Origin of the sequence: Ureibacillus sp. FSL K6-8385 (assembly GCF_038593155.1) — a bacterium.
Taxonomy (GTDB): Bacteria; Bacillota; Bacilli; order Bacillales_A; family Planococcaceae; genus Ureibacillus; species Ureibacillus terrenus.
On sequence record NZ_CP151968.1, the window covers coordinates 390,311 to 407,024 of the forward strand.

At 35.2% G+C, this 16,714-nt stretch carries 8 protein-coding genes and 6 pseudogenes; 11 read left to right on the top strand and 3 right to left on the bottom strand.

What is annotated here, in order from left to right; genetic code table 11:
* Positions 1 to 181: 181 nt before the first annotated feature.
* From NST62_RS01895 to NST62_RS01940, 10 genes and pseudogenes are all read left to right on the top strand, one after another.
* Complete coding sequence (locus NST62_RS01895) at positions 182 to 1,306, top strand: IS4 family transposase (protein WP_342463074.1); 1,125 nt, start codon at positions 182 to 184, stop codon at positions 1,304 to 1,306.
* Between the two features lie 920 nt (positions 1,307 to 2,226).
* A pseudogene (gene galU, locus NST62_RS01900) lies at positions 2,227 to 3,087 on the top strand (UTP--glucose-1-phosphate uridylyltransferase GalU); the annotation flags it as partial.
* A gap of 147 nt (positions 3,088 to 3,234) precedes the next feature.
* Positions 3,235 to 4,461: an oligosaccharide flippase family protein gene (locus NST62_RS01905; protein ID WP_342463273.1), complete on the top strand. Its 1,227-nt coding sequence runs from the start codon at positions 3,235 to 3,237 to the stop codon at positions 4,459 to 4,461.
* Positions 4,462 to 4,572: 111 nt separating this feature from the next.
* On the top strand, positions 4,573 to 5,043 hold the full coding sequence (locus tag NST62_RS01910; RefSeq protein WP_342463075.1) for an acyltransferase: 471 nt from the start codon (positions 4,573 to 4,575) through the stop codon (positions 5,041 to 5,043).
* Positions 5,044 to 5,096: 53 nt separating this feature from the next.
* Positions 5,097 to 6,500: a capsule biosynthesis protein CapI gene (locus NST62_RS01915; RefSeq protein WP_342463076.1), complete on the top strand. Its 1,404-nt coding sequence runs from the start codon at positions 5,097 to 5,099 to the stop codon at positions 6,498 to 6,500.
* A 230-nt stretch (positions 6,501 to 6,730) separates the two neighbouring features.
* On the top strand, positions 6,731 to 7,849 hold the full coding sequence (locus NST62_RS01920) for a glycosyltransferase family 4 protein (protein ID WP_342463077.1): 1,119 nt from the start codon (positions 6,731 to 6,733) through the stop codon (positions 7,847 to 7,849).
* 16 nt (positions 7,850 to 7,865) lie between these two features.
* Positions 7,866 to 8,879 (top strand): NAD-dependent epimerase, encoded by a 1,014-nt coding sequence (locus tag NST62_RS01925; RefSeq protein ID WP_342463078.1) that lies wholly within the window; start codon positions 7,866 to 7,868, stop codon positions 8,877 to 8,879.
* Positions 8,876 to 10,156 (top strand): nucleotide sugar dehydrogenase, encoded by a 1,281-nt coding sequence (locus NST62_RS01930; protein WP_328216144.1) that lies wholly within the window; start codon positions 8,876 to 8,878, stop codon positions 10,154 to 10,156. Before NST62_RS01925 ends, NST62_RS01930 begins: the two co-directional genes overlap by 4 nt.
* Before the next feature lie 24 nt (positions 10,157 to 10,180).
* Positions 10,181 to 11,326, top strand: a complete 1,146-nt coding sequence (locus NST62_RS01935; RefSeq protein ID WP_328216142.1) for a glycosyltransferase family 4 protein — start codon at positions 10,181 to 10,183, stop codon at positions 11,324 to 11,326.
* A 35-nt stretch (positions 11,327 to 11,361) separates the two neighbouring features.
* Positions 11,362 to 11,781 (top strand): annotated as a pseudogene (locus tag NST62_RS01940) (GDP-mannose 4,6-dehydratase); the annotation flags it as partial.
* Between the two features lie 96 nt (positions 11,782 to 11,877).
* On the opposite strand, the pseudogene NST62_RS01945 reads toward NST62_RS01940, so the two are convergent.
* A pseudogene (locus NST62_RS01945) lies at positions 11,878 to 12,466 on the bottom strand (transposase); the annotation flags it as partial.
* 637 nt (positions 12,467 to 13,103) lie between these two features.
* Positions 13,104 to 13,949: pseudogene (locus NST62_RS01950) on the bottom strand (transposase); the annotation flags it as partial.
* A 208-nt stretch (positions 13,950 to 14,157) separates the two neighbouring features.
* Between NST62_RS01950 and galE the strand changes: the two are divergent.
* Positions 14,158 to 15,146: pseudogene (galE, locus tag NST62_RS01955) on the top strand (UDP-glucose 4-epimerase GalE).
* 163 nt (positions 15,147 to 15,309) lie between these two features.
* On the opposite strand, the pseudogene NST62_RS01960 reads toward galE, so the two are convergent.
* Positions 15,310 to 16,661: pseudogene (locus tag NST62_RS01960) on the bottom strand (transposase).
* Positions 16,662 to 16,714: the final 53 nt, after the last annotated feature.

Sequence of the window (16,714 nt, forward strand, 5' to 3'; positions counted from 1 at the left end):
ATATTGTTTCCAAACTGAAAAGTAAAATTCCTAATTTAAAATTATTCACTAGCGTCGCATTAAAATAATTTAACACCTTCAAATAAACCGAATTTTCTGAAATATAATCTAAACACAAAAAAAGCCTTTATAATGGTTGGGTGGTAGTAAACCATCCAAATCCAATACAAAGGACGAAACTATGGATAAGTTTACACGAAAAACATCATTTGAACAATGGTTTTCACCGATTAATCGTCCATTATTTGACGACCTAGTGAAAACACATCAATTAAATCACTATACCAAGAAGCTTTATGTGGCTTCATTTATGAAACTGCTTTTGTATGCCCAACTTCATGAAACCGAGAGTTTACGGGCGTTGAGTGACGCTGTCTTTTTAGAAGAATTACAACGAGCAACGGGATTGGAATCGATTCGTTTTTCACAGTTAGGGAGACGAATCAATACCATCCCAACTGAGTTCTTTCAAACGATTTTTCTCGATTTAGTGGCACAAATTCATGAGAAAACACATTTTCAAAAGCGAAGAAAGCTGACAACGCCACTAAAAATCATTGATTTGAGTACATTACCGCTTAATTTTACCCATCATAAGTGGGCAGAGTTTCGAAAAACAAAATCAGGAGTAAAGCTTCACTTACGACTTGTTTTTATGGAGAAAGGACTCTCCTATCCAGATAAAGCCGTACTCACGAATGCCAACGAACATGATCGTGGTCAACTAGAAGTATTCGTGGATGACAAAGAATGCATGTACGTGTTTGATCGTGGTTACTTGGATGATGGGCGCTTTGATCAAATGACGGAAGATGGCTATTTCTTTGTGACCCGTTTGCGTAAAAACGCTGTTGTCCGAGTGTTAGAATCCTTTTCGTTATCAGAAGATTCACCCGTATTCTCTGATGAAATGGTTGTCATTGGAACACCACAAAATCGTTCTGAAAACGTGTTTCGCTTACTCAAATTGCATGATACAAAAGGAAATGAGCTTCATTTACTGACAAATCGGTTTGACATGGACGCAGATGAAATTGCAGAAACCTACCAATCACGTTGTTCAATCGAACTTTTTTTCAAATGGATGAAACAACATCTGAACATTAAAAAGTTTTTTGGTCACAGTGAACAAGCTGTACACAATCAAGTGTACGTAGCCATGATAGTGTACTGTTTGAATGTTTTAGCTCAGTTGAACACGAATAGCGAACGCAGTTACTTACAAATTAGTCGCTATTTGAAGGCTTCTTTGTGGAAATCCGCTCACATTTGGTTACGAAAAATCGAAGGAAACGGTGTCCCATAAAGGTTTGCCAGTCGTTGTTGCACAAGTCATAGGTTATAGTAAAAAAATGGATGGTTACTACCCTCGCTTAGGTGTTTTCGTTTTTTCTCTAAAGTCCAGAAAAAAATAAAACTGAAAATTCAGACATCTTTTATGCGACGGTAGTGAATTGAAATATAAAAAGGAAAGATTGATTCTAATTTAAACATCGAGGAATTGAACGACCAGTTAATTAAGGTTTATAAAGTGATAACCATTTTTGGTGATATCTAGTTTCGATACGCAACGCCTAGTGGAAGATGAACTTTCTCCTTCGAAAGGCAGGCGTTTCTTGTCGGAAGAACATTTTCCTTACGGCGTTAGGAGATTGGCTTCGCTTTTCGAGATGTCTAGTTCCAGCTCCTAGCTCCTCGTGACGCTTCGGTCTTGCTGTGGAGGCGACAGCCTCCTCGCAAGCCCTCCAGCGCATCTCGGAGCTAAGCAAGGCGCTTCCACTTTTCGATGATGTCTAGCTTCGGCGGTCAGCCACTCGGGGTCAAATAACCTTCCGGAGCGAAGTCAAAAATCGACTTCTTGCTCCGGAAGAACATTTGCCCGTCTCGGCTGGGCGGACCACCTTCGCTTTTCGGTAATGTCTAGCTTCGGTGTCTAGCTCTCTTGTGCGAAGAACATTTCGCTTCGAGATCTAATCTCGACACCTTCGCTTTTCGAACGGAGATGTCTCCTTTCCGTTATCAATGGAGGCACTCGGCCATGCCGTGGGTGAGGACGATGACGGTCCGTTCACCTTAGACGCCCGTCGTCGAGGGTGTGGCGTGAGGGCGGGTTAGATGCCCGGTTTTATATAAATTTAGTTGTGGTCTATTTATTACCGTGAATAGTCTAGAACTAAATTCATATATTTATTTTTGTTATCAAATACATAGAAAAGAGGGATTTCGTTGAAAAAAGTACGCAAAGCGATTATTCCCGCAGCGGGGCTTGGCACGCGTTTTTTACCGTCAACGAAAGCGATGCCGAAAGAAATGCTTCCGATCGTCGATAAACCAACGATTCAATACATCGTCGAAGAAGCGATCGCATCCGGCATTGAAGATATTATCATCGTCACAGGATAAGGAAAACGCGCGATCGAGGACCATTTCGACAACGCATTTGAACTTGAACAGCTGTTAAAGCAAAAAGGCAAATTCGATTTGCTTGAAAAAGTGAAAGAACCATCAAAAGTCGACATTCACTACATCCGTCAAAAAGAACCGAAAGGACTAGGCCACGCCGTCTGGTGTGCGCGCAACTTTATCGGCGACGAACCGTTTGCCGTTTTGCTTGGCGATGACATCGTTCAAGCGGAAATACCGTGCTTAAAACAGCTCATCGATCAATATGAACAAACATTCAGCTCGGTCATCGGCGTTCAACGAGTTCCTGATGAGGAACCACACCGCTATGGCATCATCGACCCACTCGAACAGCACGGACGCCGCTACCAAGTACGCCAATTCGTCGAAAAACCAGCACCAGGCACCGCGCCATCGAACTTAGCGATTATGGGAAGATACATACTCACACCGGAAATCTTCCTATTCCTTGAAAAACAAGAAGCCGGCGCCGGCGGCGAAATCTTTGTCCTGGACATGGGCGAACCAGTCAAAATCGTCGATCTCGCGAAAAACTTGATTAAACTATCCGGATACACCGTCGAAGAAATCGGTATCGAATTTACTGGCATCCGTCCTGGCGAAAAGCTGTTTGAAGAACTGCTTAATGAAAACGAAGTCCATCCAGAGCAGGTGTTTCCGAAAATATTTATCGGAAAAGCAACGGTGGTGGACGAAAAAATTCTTCGTGACTTTATGGAACGATTTGAGTCGATGGACAAAGAAGAGGTTAGAGAAAGATTGTTGGGGATTCTGAGTAGTAATAAATGGAAAGAGAGCGAAAGAATTTATATGAATTTTATACGGAATATATCTTGGATTTTCATTGCGAATCTAATAGTTTCTTTAACTAAATGGTTAATAGTTGTTGTTATTGCAAGAGTTTTAACTCCGGAAGATGTTGGAGCATACTCACTAGCTTTTGCTATAGGTGCTCCTGTTACACTTTTTGCAAATATGAAATTGCGCTCACTTTTTATTACAGAAGAGAAATATGATATTAGTGACTATCTTTATTCTAGAAGTATTGTTAGTGTATTTGCATTTATTGTTTTATTATTAATTGCATTATTTATATATCCACAGTATTTTTATATAATTATTTTAGTTGGTTTAATGAAAATTTTTGATTTGCAATCGGATATGTATTACGCAATTCCTCATAAAGAGGAAGATATGAATTACATCGGTAAATTAATGATTATTAAACATTTACTTACATTTATTGCTTTCTTTGTCACTTTGTTAATTACTAAGGATCTTGTTATCTCTTTAATAATACAACTTATTTTTCAAATACTATTCCTGTATTTAATTGAGAAGAAAAACATTGAAGATAAATATAATGTGAATAGTAATACTTTTATATTTAAAAATATTAAAAAAATAATTATGATGGGTTTGCCATTGGGTTTTGTACAATTGTTATATTCTTTTAACACTTCTTATCCTAGGTATCTTTTAGAATTCTTTGAATCTGCTGAGATACTGGGATATTTTTCAGCAATAGCTTATATTTTAACGATAGGAAATCTGATGATGAACGCAGTTTCTCAAAATTTTTTACCTTATCTGGCTAGGAAATTAGAAAAGAAAGAATATAAATCATTTAAGAAAAATGTATTTATTAATTTAACAATATTTTCATTAGGGTTAGGAACCATTTTAATTTTATTCTCATATATATTTGGTGAAATGTTCTTAAGCTTTATATATGGTGTAGAGTATGCAGAGTATGCAGATATATTGATATTAATGAGTTTTGCTCTAACTATAAATTTTGTTAGTTGGAATTTCGATACAGCATTGTTAGCATTGAGGTATATAAGTGTACAGCCTAAAATTTCAGTAGTTATATTAGTAATTAATCTTATGGTTGGATATATTTTAATAAGTAATTATGGTATTTATGGTGCAACGTCTACAATAATAATAACTAATAGCATTCAACTTATATTAAGAGCATATTTTGTTTATGTAAAATTAAAAATAATTAATGATTTTTATAATAACTTTTAATTTATTAGAGGTAAATTATGAAAATATTATTTCAACCTTTTATTATCTTAATAATTTTATATAGTTATGCTGCAATTAATTTTCAAGAAATATTCGGTGCTTCGTATACTAATGATTTGTGAGCTTCTTCCAAATATAAAACAATCAAATAAAATTAGAGGATTTCTGGTTAAACCATTTTTTAAGAAATATGGTAGAAATTTTCAGTTAGCTAGAGGAGTTACAATAAATATGATAAGAAATATAGAAATAGGTGATAATGTGTATATAGCACATAACGTATGGATTAATGGTGCAGGTGGACTTAAAATAGAATCCGATGTAATTATCTCTCCAATGACAGTTATCACTACAACGAAACATTCTTATATAGATGGAAAGATTAGTAATACAGAGTATGAACTTGACAGTGTAATAATAGGTGAAGGAACATGGATTGCAAGTAATAGTGTTGTAACAAAAGGTGTTAGAATAGGAAAGGGTTGCATAATTGGCTCTTGTTCATCTGTCACGAAAGATATACCAGATTATACTTTTGCAGGAGGTGTTCCTGCAAAACCTATAAAAAAATTAAGGCAATAATCCGAAAATAAATGGGTTTCGAAGAAGTAACATAATAATTATGGAGGAGCAGTATGAAATTTATAAAATCTTTGGAAATACTGACAAGAATTTTAGTTTTTATAGTAGCAATCATATCTTCGTTTTATATTGCCTATAATGTAAATCACCCTGGTTATGATTTGTTATTTCTGCTTCCTCTAACATATGGATGTGTATTTACTTTTTTTATATCACCAATTTTATTTAAAAAATCAAATATGTTTATAGCAGTTTTTACTGCAGTTTCATTTACTAGATATGTAATATTGCCAGTTTTAATAGTTTTTTCTGGATGGTATGGTGGGAGATCCGTAGTACCCCCTTTACCATCATCATTTGATTTAGCACTAAAGTTGATGATTTATGAACTCATAGTGGTTTCAATTGTTATATATTTTTTGTTTAGAAAGCTAAAAATATATAAGAAGCCTCAAATTCAAAATAGTGAAGTGAAATTACCTGAAAATATGTTTTTTTATATAGTTTTTGTTATTTTTTCTTTAGTGTTATTAGGTATTACCCCAGAAGCTATACGTACTTTTGCATTTATTATACCATCAGAATCTATGATTGATTTTGGTGAAGGTTCAACTCTTGTAACAATTACTACTTATTGTTTAATAACATCTAAATATATCGTTTTTTTGCTTTTAATATCTTTTCTATACAAAAAATATTTATCATCTAAGGATAAAATTTATATTTGGTTGTCATTTTTGGTTGTTTTTTTGAATATTTCTATCATTTTTGGAGATAATCGTTCAGATTTTATAATAACTTCAATTGTAAGTATTATATTATTTTATAAACTTTATCCTAAACAAAGTAAGGTTCCGATTATATTTATTATTTTCGTTATGGTATTTATGACTGGATATATAACGTCTCATAGAAATACTGTAACTTATACAAGGGGCGAAGACCCGATTTTAGATCTTACAGATACTCTTCAAATATATCTAGGAGGTCCATATAATGTTGCAATTGCGACAGAAGTTGCTGAATTAAATGCAGATGCAAGAACACTTTCTAATTTAATATATGATTTATTGAGACCTGCTATTGGTTTTAATGTTATATTTAAAAAATTGGATGGTTTTGAATTTTCTAATTATCTATTTAATTATAGAATTTTCTACTCTGACCATGTTTCGCAAATAATGCCAATGATTGGACAGGGATATTTTTATTTTGGATTTATCTTTTCTCATTTATTTATAATAGGATTTATAATTTTTGTTTATTTTTTAATTAAAATTTTGCAAAAGCAAAATAGATTAGAGTTAATTTTCTTTTTATCAATTCCTATTACAAGAATGGGATTTGCAATGGGACAAAATGCAGGAATATTAATAAACGATACTTCTTTCTTTTTGTTACTAAACCTAATTGTTTATTATTTAAATAACAAAATAGTGTTAACTAGAAGATTGTAAATACAGAGTAAGTGAAGGAAATATTTTAAATATTAAAGAAGAATAAAATAAGCGAAAGCAATATCAGAAAGCATTATGTTACTACTACATTACTAAGTAAATAAAATTTAAAATCAGAATTTCATTAATACATTGATTTACCTAATATTTTAGGAAATTTAGTTGGAAAATCTTTTAACTAAATGAAAATTTATTTTGAAACAGGTTTAGTAAATTATTAAGGTGATAGTATGAAAAAAGTGTATTTTTATTGCGGTAAAGTAGATAGTCAAGGTGGATCTAAAATTAGTTTGTTAAATATAATCTTTTTACTTGAAAAAGAAAAAATAAACTTTGAAGTATTCGTAAATAAAAGAGGTTGGTTTACTGAAAAATTAGATAGTAAGGGGATTAATTATACTATTATAAAAGAACCTGCTATTATTGAAAAATTAAATAAAAAAACAAATTTATTTATTAAAATTGTTTTTTTAGCAATATCTTTACCTAAGTTAATAAAAAATTGGATTAAAGTAAATAAAAAAATTTCTAATGGTAGTAAAGTGGTTCTTAATGAGAATAGAGATTTAGTTCTTTTTCTACCATTTTTATTTAGACGAGATATAGAAGTGATTCAATGGATAAGATCAGAATATGTTGGGAAAGTTACAAAACTTATAATGAAAAAAGCTGACAAAATTATAGCTGTATCAGATGTTGTAAAAGAAAATATTATTGGTGAGACTAATAAACCAGTATATAGAATTCATAACTTTATGTTTGATAAACCTGTTAAAATAAATAAAAAATCAATTGATAGCAATGTAATTAACATTGCTGTGGTTGGAAGTATACAAAAAATAAAAGGACAATTAGATGCAGTAAAGGTTTTAAATCATCTAAAAAATGATAAGAAAATCGATAAAATAATTAAGCTTCATATTATAGGAAGAGAATTTGATAAAACATATACAAAAAGGGTAAAAGATTATGTGAAGCAGAATGGTTTGGAAAATGATGTTAAATTTCTCGGTCATATAGACAATGTTACTGATTATTTGAATAATTATATACATTTAACATTAATACCTTCACAGACTGAAAGTTTTTGTAGAGTAGCTATGGAATCAATTAGTGTTGGTATTCCAGTTATTGCGTATAAAGTTGGAGGATTAAAAGAGGTAATTATAGATGATGTAACAGGAATGTTGGTTGAAAAGAACGATATTAAAAGTATGAGTGCATCTGTTAAAGAAATATTATTAAATCAAGAATTATATAAAACTATGAGTTATAACGCCATTAAGGATTGGGAATTACGATTTTATTCTGAGAGTATAAAAAAACAAATATTTGATGTATTAGTTTAAAAGGGAGACTGGATAAATGAAAATAATAGTAACAGGTTCAGCTGGTTTCATAGGATTTCATCTTTCAAAGCGATTACTTAATGAAGGTCATCAAGTAATCGGAATTGATAATGTAAATGATTACTATGATACTCAATTAAAAGAAGATAGATTAAGGCAATTAACACACGATAATTTTATATTTGTTAGAACAGATTTAGAAGATTCAAAAACAATAAATCAAACATTTGAAAGATACATGCCGGAAATCGTTGTCAATTTGGCCGCACAAGCTGGGGTTCGTTACAGTCTTAAAAATCCACATGCATATATAAATTCGAATATAGTTGGATTTATGAATATACTTGAAACTTGTCGTCATTATAAGGTTGAACATTTAATTTATGCATCTTCTAGTTCTGTTTATGGCGCAAATACTAAAATGCCTTTCTCTGTTCACGACAACGTCGATCATCCTGTAAGCCTTTATGCAGCAACCAAAAAAGCGAATGAATTAATGGCACATACATATAGCCATTTATACGGTTTACCGACAACAGGTCTTCGTTTCTTTACGGTATATGGACCATGGGGTAGACCGGATATGGCTTTATTTTTATTTACAAAGGCGATTTTGAATGGAGAACCTATTAAAGTCTTTAATAATGGCAATATGATGCGTGATTTTACGTATATCGATGATATTGTTGAAAGTATTTATCGTTTGATTCAAAAGAAACCAGAGCCAAATCCGAACTGGGACGGTAAAAAACCTGATCCAGGTACAAGCTATGCGCCTTATCGTGTATACAACATCGGAAATAGTAATCCAGTAAACTTAATGGACTTTATTACAGCGATTGAAGAGAAGCTTGGAATCGAAGCGAAGAAAGAATTCTTGCCGCTTCAAGCGGGAGATGTTCCGGCTACATACGCGGATGTAGAGGACTTATATAATGAAATTAATTTCAGACCTCAAACATCGATTAAAGAAGGAGTAAGTAAATTTATTGATTGGTATCTTGATTACTATGGGGTGAAAGTAAAATGAATAGAAAAATTGCAGTAGTTGGATTAGGGTACGTAGGATTACCTGTCGCAGTAGCATTTGGTAAAAAAGGACGTATTATCGGTTTTGATATTAATGAACATCGAATCAATACGTTGAAACAAGGTATTGATTATACAAAAGAAGTCGAATCTCAAGATTTGTTAGAAGCAGATATTGATTTTACCAATGATCCGTCTCGACTCCGTGAAGCGGATTTTATCATTGTGGCGGTCCCAACGCCAATTACGGAAACAAAACAGCCAGATTTAACACCATTAATTAAAGCGTCTGAAACCGTTGGTTCGAATTTGCAAAAAGGTGCGATTGTTGTGTACGAGTCGACGGTATATCCGGGGGCTACGGAAGAAGTATGCGTGCCTGTGCTTGAGAAAGCATCAGGTTTAAAAGCAGGTGTTGACTTTTTTGTTGGATACTCTCCAGAACGAATTAATCCAGGGGATAAAGAGCATACATTCACCAAAATTACAAAAGTAGTATCTGGACAAAACGATGAAGTATTAGAAATAATCGCGGGAGTTTATGGTTCGGTAGTGGAAGCAGGTGTATATCGGGCAAGTTCTATAAAAGTGGCAGAAGCAGCCAAAGTTATTGAAAATACGCAACGGGATTTAAATATTGCGTTAATGAATGAGTTGGCGATTATCTTTGATAAACTTGGCATTGATACGGCAGAGGTGCTAGAGGCTGCGGGAACGAAATGGAACTTCCTGCCGTTTACGCCAGGGCTAGTCGGAGGACACTGCATTGGTGTTGATCCTTATTACCTAACGCATAAAGCGGAAAGTGTTGGGTATCATCCAGAAGTTATTCTAGCAGGGCGTCGTATTAACGATAACATGGGTAAATTTATCGCTACCTCATTAGTGAAACAAATGATTCATAAAAATATGCCGATTCAAGGTGCGAGAGTTACTGTACTAGGTTTAACGTTTAAAGAAAACGTACCAGATCTTCGAAACTCGAAAGTAATCGATGTGATTCGTGAATTGCAAGAGTTCGGCGTTGAGGTGCAAGTGACAGATGCTCTTGCCGATAAGGATGAGGCGGTTCGTGAGTATGGTATTGAATTAGTTGATTATGATAAACTGATTCCAGCTGATGCCGTGGTGTTGGCTGTTCCTCATGATGAGTATGTGGAAAAAGGATGGGAACAGTTTGATAGACTATTAAAACACGGTAAGGGCATTGTGGTAGATATTAAGAGTAAATTAGAGAAGGAAACTTGTCCGACAAATATTACTCTTTGGAGACTTTAAATTTAGGTAAGAAGGTAAGCGTAGATGGGGAGAATCAGAGTTTTACATGCTGTTACTGTGTCGAAAAGTTTAAAGTTGATGAAAGGACAGTTGTCCTATCTAAAAAACCTAGGTTACGAAGTATCTGTTATTTCTTCGCCTGGAAAAGAGATTGATACATTTGCTGAGATAGAAAAAGTGAATATAAAACAAATTAAAATGGTACGTGAAATATCACCTCTTTCAGATATAATTTCTTTAATAAAGATTATACGGTTTTTATTAAAGTACAGACCTCATATTGTGAATACAGGTACCCCAAAAGTTGGGCTGTTGCTTTCTGTAGCAGCTTGGCTGACCAGAGTACCGATACGGATTTATACTGTAAGAGGGCTAAAGTTAGAAACTGCTTCTGGTTATACAAGGAAAATACTTTTATTTACTGAACGAATTGCCTGTTTATGTTCCCATAGGATTATTGCAGTAAGTGAAAGTTTAAGAAAAAGAATGATTGAATTAAAACTAGCACCTAAAGAAAAAATTGTTGTATTAGGTTCCGGAAGTAGCAATGGCATACAGGTCAGTAGAGTTCAAGAACTTTCAAAAATGAATGTTGATATTAATGTAGAACCAGATTCTTTTAAAATAGGTTTTGTCGGTAGAATTACAAAAGATAAAGGGATTATTGAGTTATTACAAGCCTTTCGAAACTTAAGAAAAAAATATCACAATATAAAATTAATAATTCTAGGAGATTTTGAAACAGGAGATCCTATTCCAAATTCTGAAAGAAGATATATAGAAACTGATCCTAATATATTATTTTTGGGTTTTCAGCAAAATCCTTTTCCTTATTATAAATTTATGGATATTTTTGTTTTACCATCACATAGAGAAGGTTTTGCGAACGTTTGTTTAGAAGCTGCTCTAATGAAGCTACCTATCATTACTACCAATGCGACAGGAGCAATTGATACGGTCATTGATGGAAAAACTGGTTTAATCTATGAAGTAGGAAATGTTAAACAACTAGAAGAAAAAATAGAATTTCTTATTAGAAACCCTGAAATTAGAAAGAAAATGGGGATAGAAGGAAAGAATTGGGTTACTAAGGAGTTTTCATCTGAAAGAATATGGAATGGATTAGATAATTTATACAAGGCTTTATTGAAAGAAAAAGGATTAGAGTAATATTAAGGAACTTAATAAATTGTTTAGTACAACTCAACTTAATGTCGTACGTATATTACACAAGTAGCGGTAGGAAAATTAAAAGAACTTCGCGTGTTTGGCAATGACTATCCAACGGTAGATGGTACTGGGGTTCGCGATTATATTCATGTCGTTGATTTAGCAATCGGACATGTGAAACATTAGAAAAAGTAATGAACACAACAGGAGTAGAGGCGTATAATCTCGGCACAGGGCGGGGGTGTAGTGTCCTTGAGCTCGTATCGGCGTTTGAAAAAGTAACAGGCATCAAAATCCCGTACAAAATTGTTGGTCGTCGTCCAGGCGATGTAGCCATTTGTTATGCGGACCCTACCAAAGCTAAAGAAGAGCTAGGTTGGGTAGCCACTAGAGGCATTGAAGAAATGTGCTGCGATGCTTGGCGATGGCAATCAAATAATCCAAATGGGTATTAAAAAATATGCTAATTTACGTAGGGTTTGCTGAACGGGTCTGCAATTTTTTAAACTGACCCATGTTCCTTTGTAAAAATAGCTGCCCAAAAAAAAGAAAAAAAGAAGGCGTAGCTTGCGTTCCAGATTCATGACAAGAAACTGGATGAAAACAACCGTTTCGCTAGTTTTTTGAAGGCGTGCTCGAATACGGCCAAGCCCGTATGCACGCTTGCCTTCACCAAATTTTCCTTCAACTGCATTTCGTTTGGAAGCATCCTGTTTGGCTAAAATCTTTTGAGCTTTGTCTTCTTCTTTTGAAGGACGTCCGAGTTTTGGACCGCTAAGGCGGATGCCTCGTTCTTTGCAATATTGAAGGTTTTCTCGATTTCGATAGATTTTATCGGCCAAAACAGCTTCAGGATAAAAACCAAAGCGATCTCGATAGTCTTCAATAGACTCTTGAAGAGTTGTGCCTTCATTAAAGTTGTTCCAGTCCAGCTTTTCAACCATGACAAAACCATCGACAACACTTAACGGCAACTTTTGATCCAAATTCGACATTTGCTTTCGCTTTTCCACGGACGATGGGCCGTACATATGGCTGGGAAATACTAACGATTCGATGATCGATGCGGTGGGTTTTTGTACGATGCATTTCTTCTTGTTGACGATATAGTTCTTTAATCACAAGAAGCTCTCGGTATTCTTGGTGCGCCCGGCATGTACATGAACTATAGGGTGTAAGTCCCGAACCCCGAAGACAGAAGTAGAGGTTAGCCAAGAGCAAGGGTGTCCGTGGTGACGCGGAATCTGAAGGAAGCTGGAGGCAAAACACCGGTCCGAGGAACACGAACCTCATATAAGGCTAGGTATGATTGAGTGAGTTTGCCAAACAAAACAAAGCTCTTTCTGTCGAAGGTCATATCGAGTAGATGAGGCGGATAGATGGTGTGAAAGTGCATGTACTTACCCGGGGAGGTCTGGCGGATAGGTGAAGTACGCTTCATAACCTACTTAGTGATAAGTAGCTGAACCGTCAGAAGTCAGCAGAGGTCATAGTATTAGTTGGTCTAGAACAACTGAGAAGGACCGAACAATTAAGAGAGAATAGCCCTTGGCATTCAGTGAGTTATGATGAACACAGAAAACGTAGTACCTCACTTGAGGAAGGAAGCGGTGAATCCCGTGGAAGACCTCTTGGAGGGTGGAGTGACCACTGGCATAAAGAGAACAGCTATTCACGGAAGTTATGAAAACTTGCGTCAATGATCTTAATTGAACCGCCGTATACGGAACCGTACGTACGGTGGTGTGAGAGGACGGGAGTTAATCACTCCCTCCTACTCAATTTTACTCAAAAGAGTCAATGAACTTTGCTCAGCTAGTTTTTGGATGATGTTAAGGTCTCTTTTGATATAATTCAGCTGTTTGCCTATTGCTTTACGCAACTTTTTGCCACTGACTTTTCTTTGCTTTGAGACAGCCAAATAATCTTTTCTCGCTCTTTGGCGATAAGTCCGTGGCTTCCGTTTGTCTCCTTTCAATGGTTCATGCAAAACATCAATGATGTGTTCTAATTTTTCTCGAGCTTCGTTTAAAAGATCAAGGTCAGTTGGATAGGCAATATCAGCTGGAGCACGTGTTGCGTCTAACAATAACTTCCCTTTGTTTGCACTTGTGTCGTAAGCGTCTGTATCACTTTGATTGACATTTTCTTCGGATTTTGGGTATGGGGAAGCAGGCGGAGTCGGGTGATCATCGCCGTCATCGTCTTTTTCATTTTTTTGTTCTTCCATGACAATCCATTCATTCACTTCATTGATGATATCTGAACCGAGTCTCTTCCGAAAATGGGTCATCATAGAATGATGAAATGGAGCTTCTTCTTGAAAGCTTGGAAGACCAATAAAGTACTGTAGATAAGGGTTTTCTGTAATCTGATGAACCGTTTCGCGATCACTTAAACCTAGGCGTTCTTTGATAATCAAAGAGCCAAGAGCTACTCTTATAGAAAATGCCTGCTCACCTTTGTTGGAATCTTTAAATGCTTGACTGTATTTTTCTTCAGCTTTCCACCATGGAATCATATCAGCTAGAATAACCCAGCGATTTTTTTTATTTAACTTCCCGCCAAACGGCAGAAAAAAATCATCCGAAAATGTCAGTTGTTTTTCCGTTTCTCGATACATGTTACAACCTCCAAGTGCAAGGTTTTTTTACGGTTTTAGCGAAAATCCTTACACTTATAATTCGACAAACACGCCAAAAACCCTTGTTGTATCAACGTTTTTTGTTTATTCAGCAAACCCTAATTAGAATTTGGTTTATTCTGTTTACTATGCTATTATTTTACTGGCTTGATGGTCAATTTTGATAAATAGATGGGGTTGAAAAATGATGAAAATTTTAGTAACAGGTGGAGCCGGATATATCGGATCGCATACATGTGTGTCTTTAATGGAACAAGGCTATTCATTGATTATAGTAGATAATTTTTCAAACAGTAAGCCTACAGTGTTAGAAAATCTTCGAAAATTAAATGACAATTTTATTTTTTACAATGTTGATGTGTGACTGATGAAGAAGCCTTGGAACAAATTTTTTTAAAACATGATATAGAAGGGGTTATTCATTTTGCAGGATATAAGGCGGTCGGTGAATCTGTTGCAGAGCCTTTGAAATATTATATGAACAATATAGGAAGCACAATGGTTTTAACGAAGGTTTGCCAAAAGTACAATGTAAATAAATTTGTTTTTAGTTCTTCTGCCACTGTTTATGGCGAGAATCAAGTGCCATTTAAAGAGGATATGAAGTTATTGCCGACTACCAATCCATATGGCGAAACAAAGGCCATGAGTGAACGGATTTTGATGGATGTGGCAAAGGCGAATCCGAAGTTTGCCGTTTCCATTTTAAGATATTTTAATCCCGTTGGTGCCCATGAGAGCGGGTTGATTGGTGAAGATCCGAATGGGATTCCTAATAATTTGATGCCGTATATTACAAAAGTGGCAAAAGGCGAATTGGAAAAATTGCGGGTGTTTGGCAATGATTATCCAACTCCAGACTGTACGGGCATTCGGGATTATATTCATGTGATGGATTTGGCAGAGGGACATGTGGCGGCGTACAAGCATTTGAGAAAAGGTGTGCATATATATAATCTCGGAACTGGAAAAGGGACAAGCGTGTTGGAGTTGGTGCATGCTTTTGAAAAAGCGAACGGCATCAAAGTGCCATATGAAATTGTAGAACGCAGACCGGGCGATATTGCGATTTGCTATGCGGATGCTTCCAAAGCTGAAAGAGAATTGGGTTGGAAAGCAAAACGCGATATTATCGATATGTGCAGGGATGCGTGGAGGTTTGAAAATTTAACATAAGTTATTATTTCTCTTGAGAGACATAGAGAATAGTACAATTAAAAAGTTCTTTTCTTGTTTTGTATTAATATTTATTTTTATAACCATTGAATCAATTTCATAAATCATAGTTTTTCTGAAGTATAGAGTACCCCTATACTAAAAACTTCGTTTTTTTTTTTAATTATGCAACTTGGTTTTGTTGCTGTAATAAAGCATTGATTCGATCAACTGCTAGTTTGCAGGTATTATAAATTAACGTCACCAGATTGAAATGCATTTTTGCTTTCTTTCCTGTACGATGACGGACATTGTTTAATTGAAAGTATTCCTTTAAATAAGCGTTAACGCGTTCGACTGCTGTACGTTCTTGATAAAGCAGTTTCCATCGTTCTGTCCCACGTGCTGGATAGGTAAATTTACGGATATCTATATCACATTTGATTTTGAAAACTTTTTGGCAAAGGGTGTCTTCTCGTAATGGGCAAGTTGCACATTCCTTTGGACGTGTGAATTTTAATGTATTGTACTTAGCGTCAAAGCTGTCATATTGGTAACTATGTTCACGCACACAGGTTGGACGAAAATGTTCATCGAATCCTATATATTCTCCTTCTCGGCGAACGTTGTAAGGAATCACGACTCGCATGGACTGTGATACGGCTTGACGGTAAATAGGTTCAACATCATAACCAGCATCAAATATAGCTATTGTAAATTGACCGTTTCCTAAGTGATGAAGTTTTTTCAATAACGGAATCGCAGCTTTACAATCACTTAAATTACCTGAGGACATCAAGCGCGTGATGATATATTGACTTTTCGTCGAAACAGCTAAATGGGCTTTATAACCAAACCAAAATGTATTTTTTCCTTTACTATTCTTTTTCACACCCCATTTTGGCTCAATCGGTACATCCTTCCAAAGGGTTTCTAATGGGATATCCAGCTGTTCTTTCAGTTCTTTTTCATAGGTTGATTGATTTCCTTTTTTCTCTACTTGTTCGGCTAACCAAACAGCTCGTTCAGCTTTAGTTTTACGACCATGTTTTTTAGGAGTTTTAGGTGCTTTCTTTTCTGATGGTGTGAATCACGAGCTTCAAAGTGACTCGCATCGATGGCGACATGTTCATCATTTAGAAAGCCTTCCAACATCGCTGTTTTGATGAGTGTATCGTTCATTTTATCTAGCACATCTGATTCACTAATGACTTGAATCATGCGTGAATCAGAGCTTTCAGATGGTACGACATCAGACACAAGGAATCCACAGTCGAAACGAAATAAAGGATCATGAACCAAACGTTTGACTAAATCCTTGATAGTTGGAATACGTTCGACAATACGTATAATCAGCGATTGAATCATTGCACCATAATTCAATTCACGTGGTGCACCTTTCAATGTCTTTTTAGAAAACAATTGAAAAATAGGTTGAATGTCAATCACACTAAAAATGGCATCATAACGATGGGAACTTTCCATTTCTAATAATTGATGGATGTCAAAAAGAGAAATTTGTTTTACAATAGTCATAGGGTACTCACCTCTTTCGTATGGTTTGTTTGGTTACCTACCATTATAACGAA

Bases quoted from the DNA above. Each gene is read 5' to 3' on its own strand.
- NST62_RS01930 (WP_328216144.1), top strand. From the start codon at position 8,876: ATGAATAGAAAAATTGCAGTAGTTGGATTAGGGTACGTAGGATTACCT.
- NST62_RS01905 (WP_342463273.1), top strand. From the start codon at position 3,235: ATGAATTTTATACGGAATATATCTTGGATTTTCATTGCGAATCTAATA.
- NST62_RS01935 (WP_328216142.1), top strand. From the start codon at position 10,181: ATGGGGAGAATCAGAGTTTTACATGCTGTTACTGTGTCGAAAAGTTTA.
- NST62_RS01915 (WP_342463076.1), top strand. From the start codon at position 5,097: ATGAAATTTATAAAATCTTTGGAAATACTGACAAGAATTTTAGTTTTT.
- NST62_RS01920 (WP_342463077.1), top strand. From the start codon at position 6,731: ATGAAAAAAGTGTATTTTTATTGCGGTAAAGTAGATAGTCAAGGTGGA.
- NST62_RS01925 (WP_342463078.1), top strand. From the start codon at position 7,866: ATGAAAATAATAGTAACAGGTTCAGCTGGTTTCATAGGATTTCATCTT.
- NST62_RS01895 (WP_342463074.1), top strand. From the start codon at position 182: ATGGATAAGTTTACACGAAAAACATCATTTGAACAATGGTTTTCACCG.
- NST62_RS01910 (WP_342463075.1), top strand. From the start codon at position 4,573: ATGATTTGTGAGCTTCTTCCAAATATAAAACAATCAAATAAAATTAGA.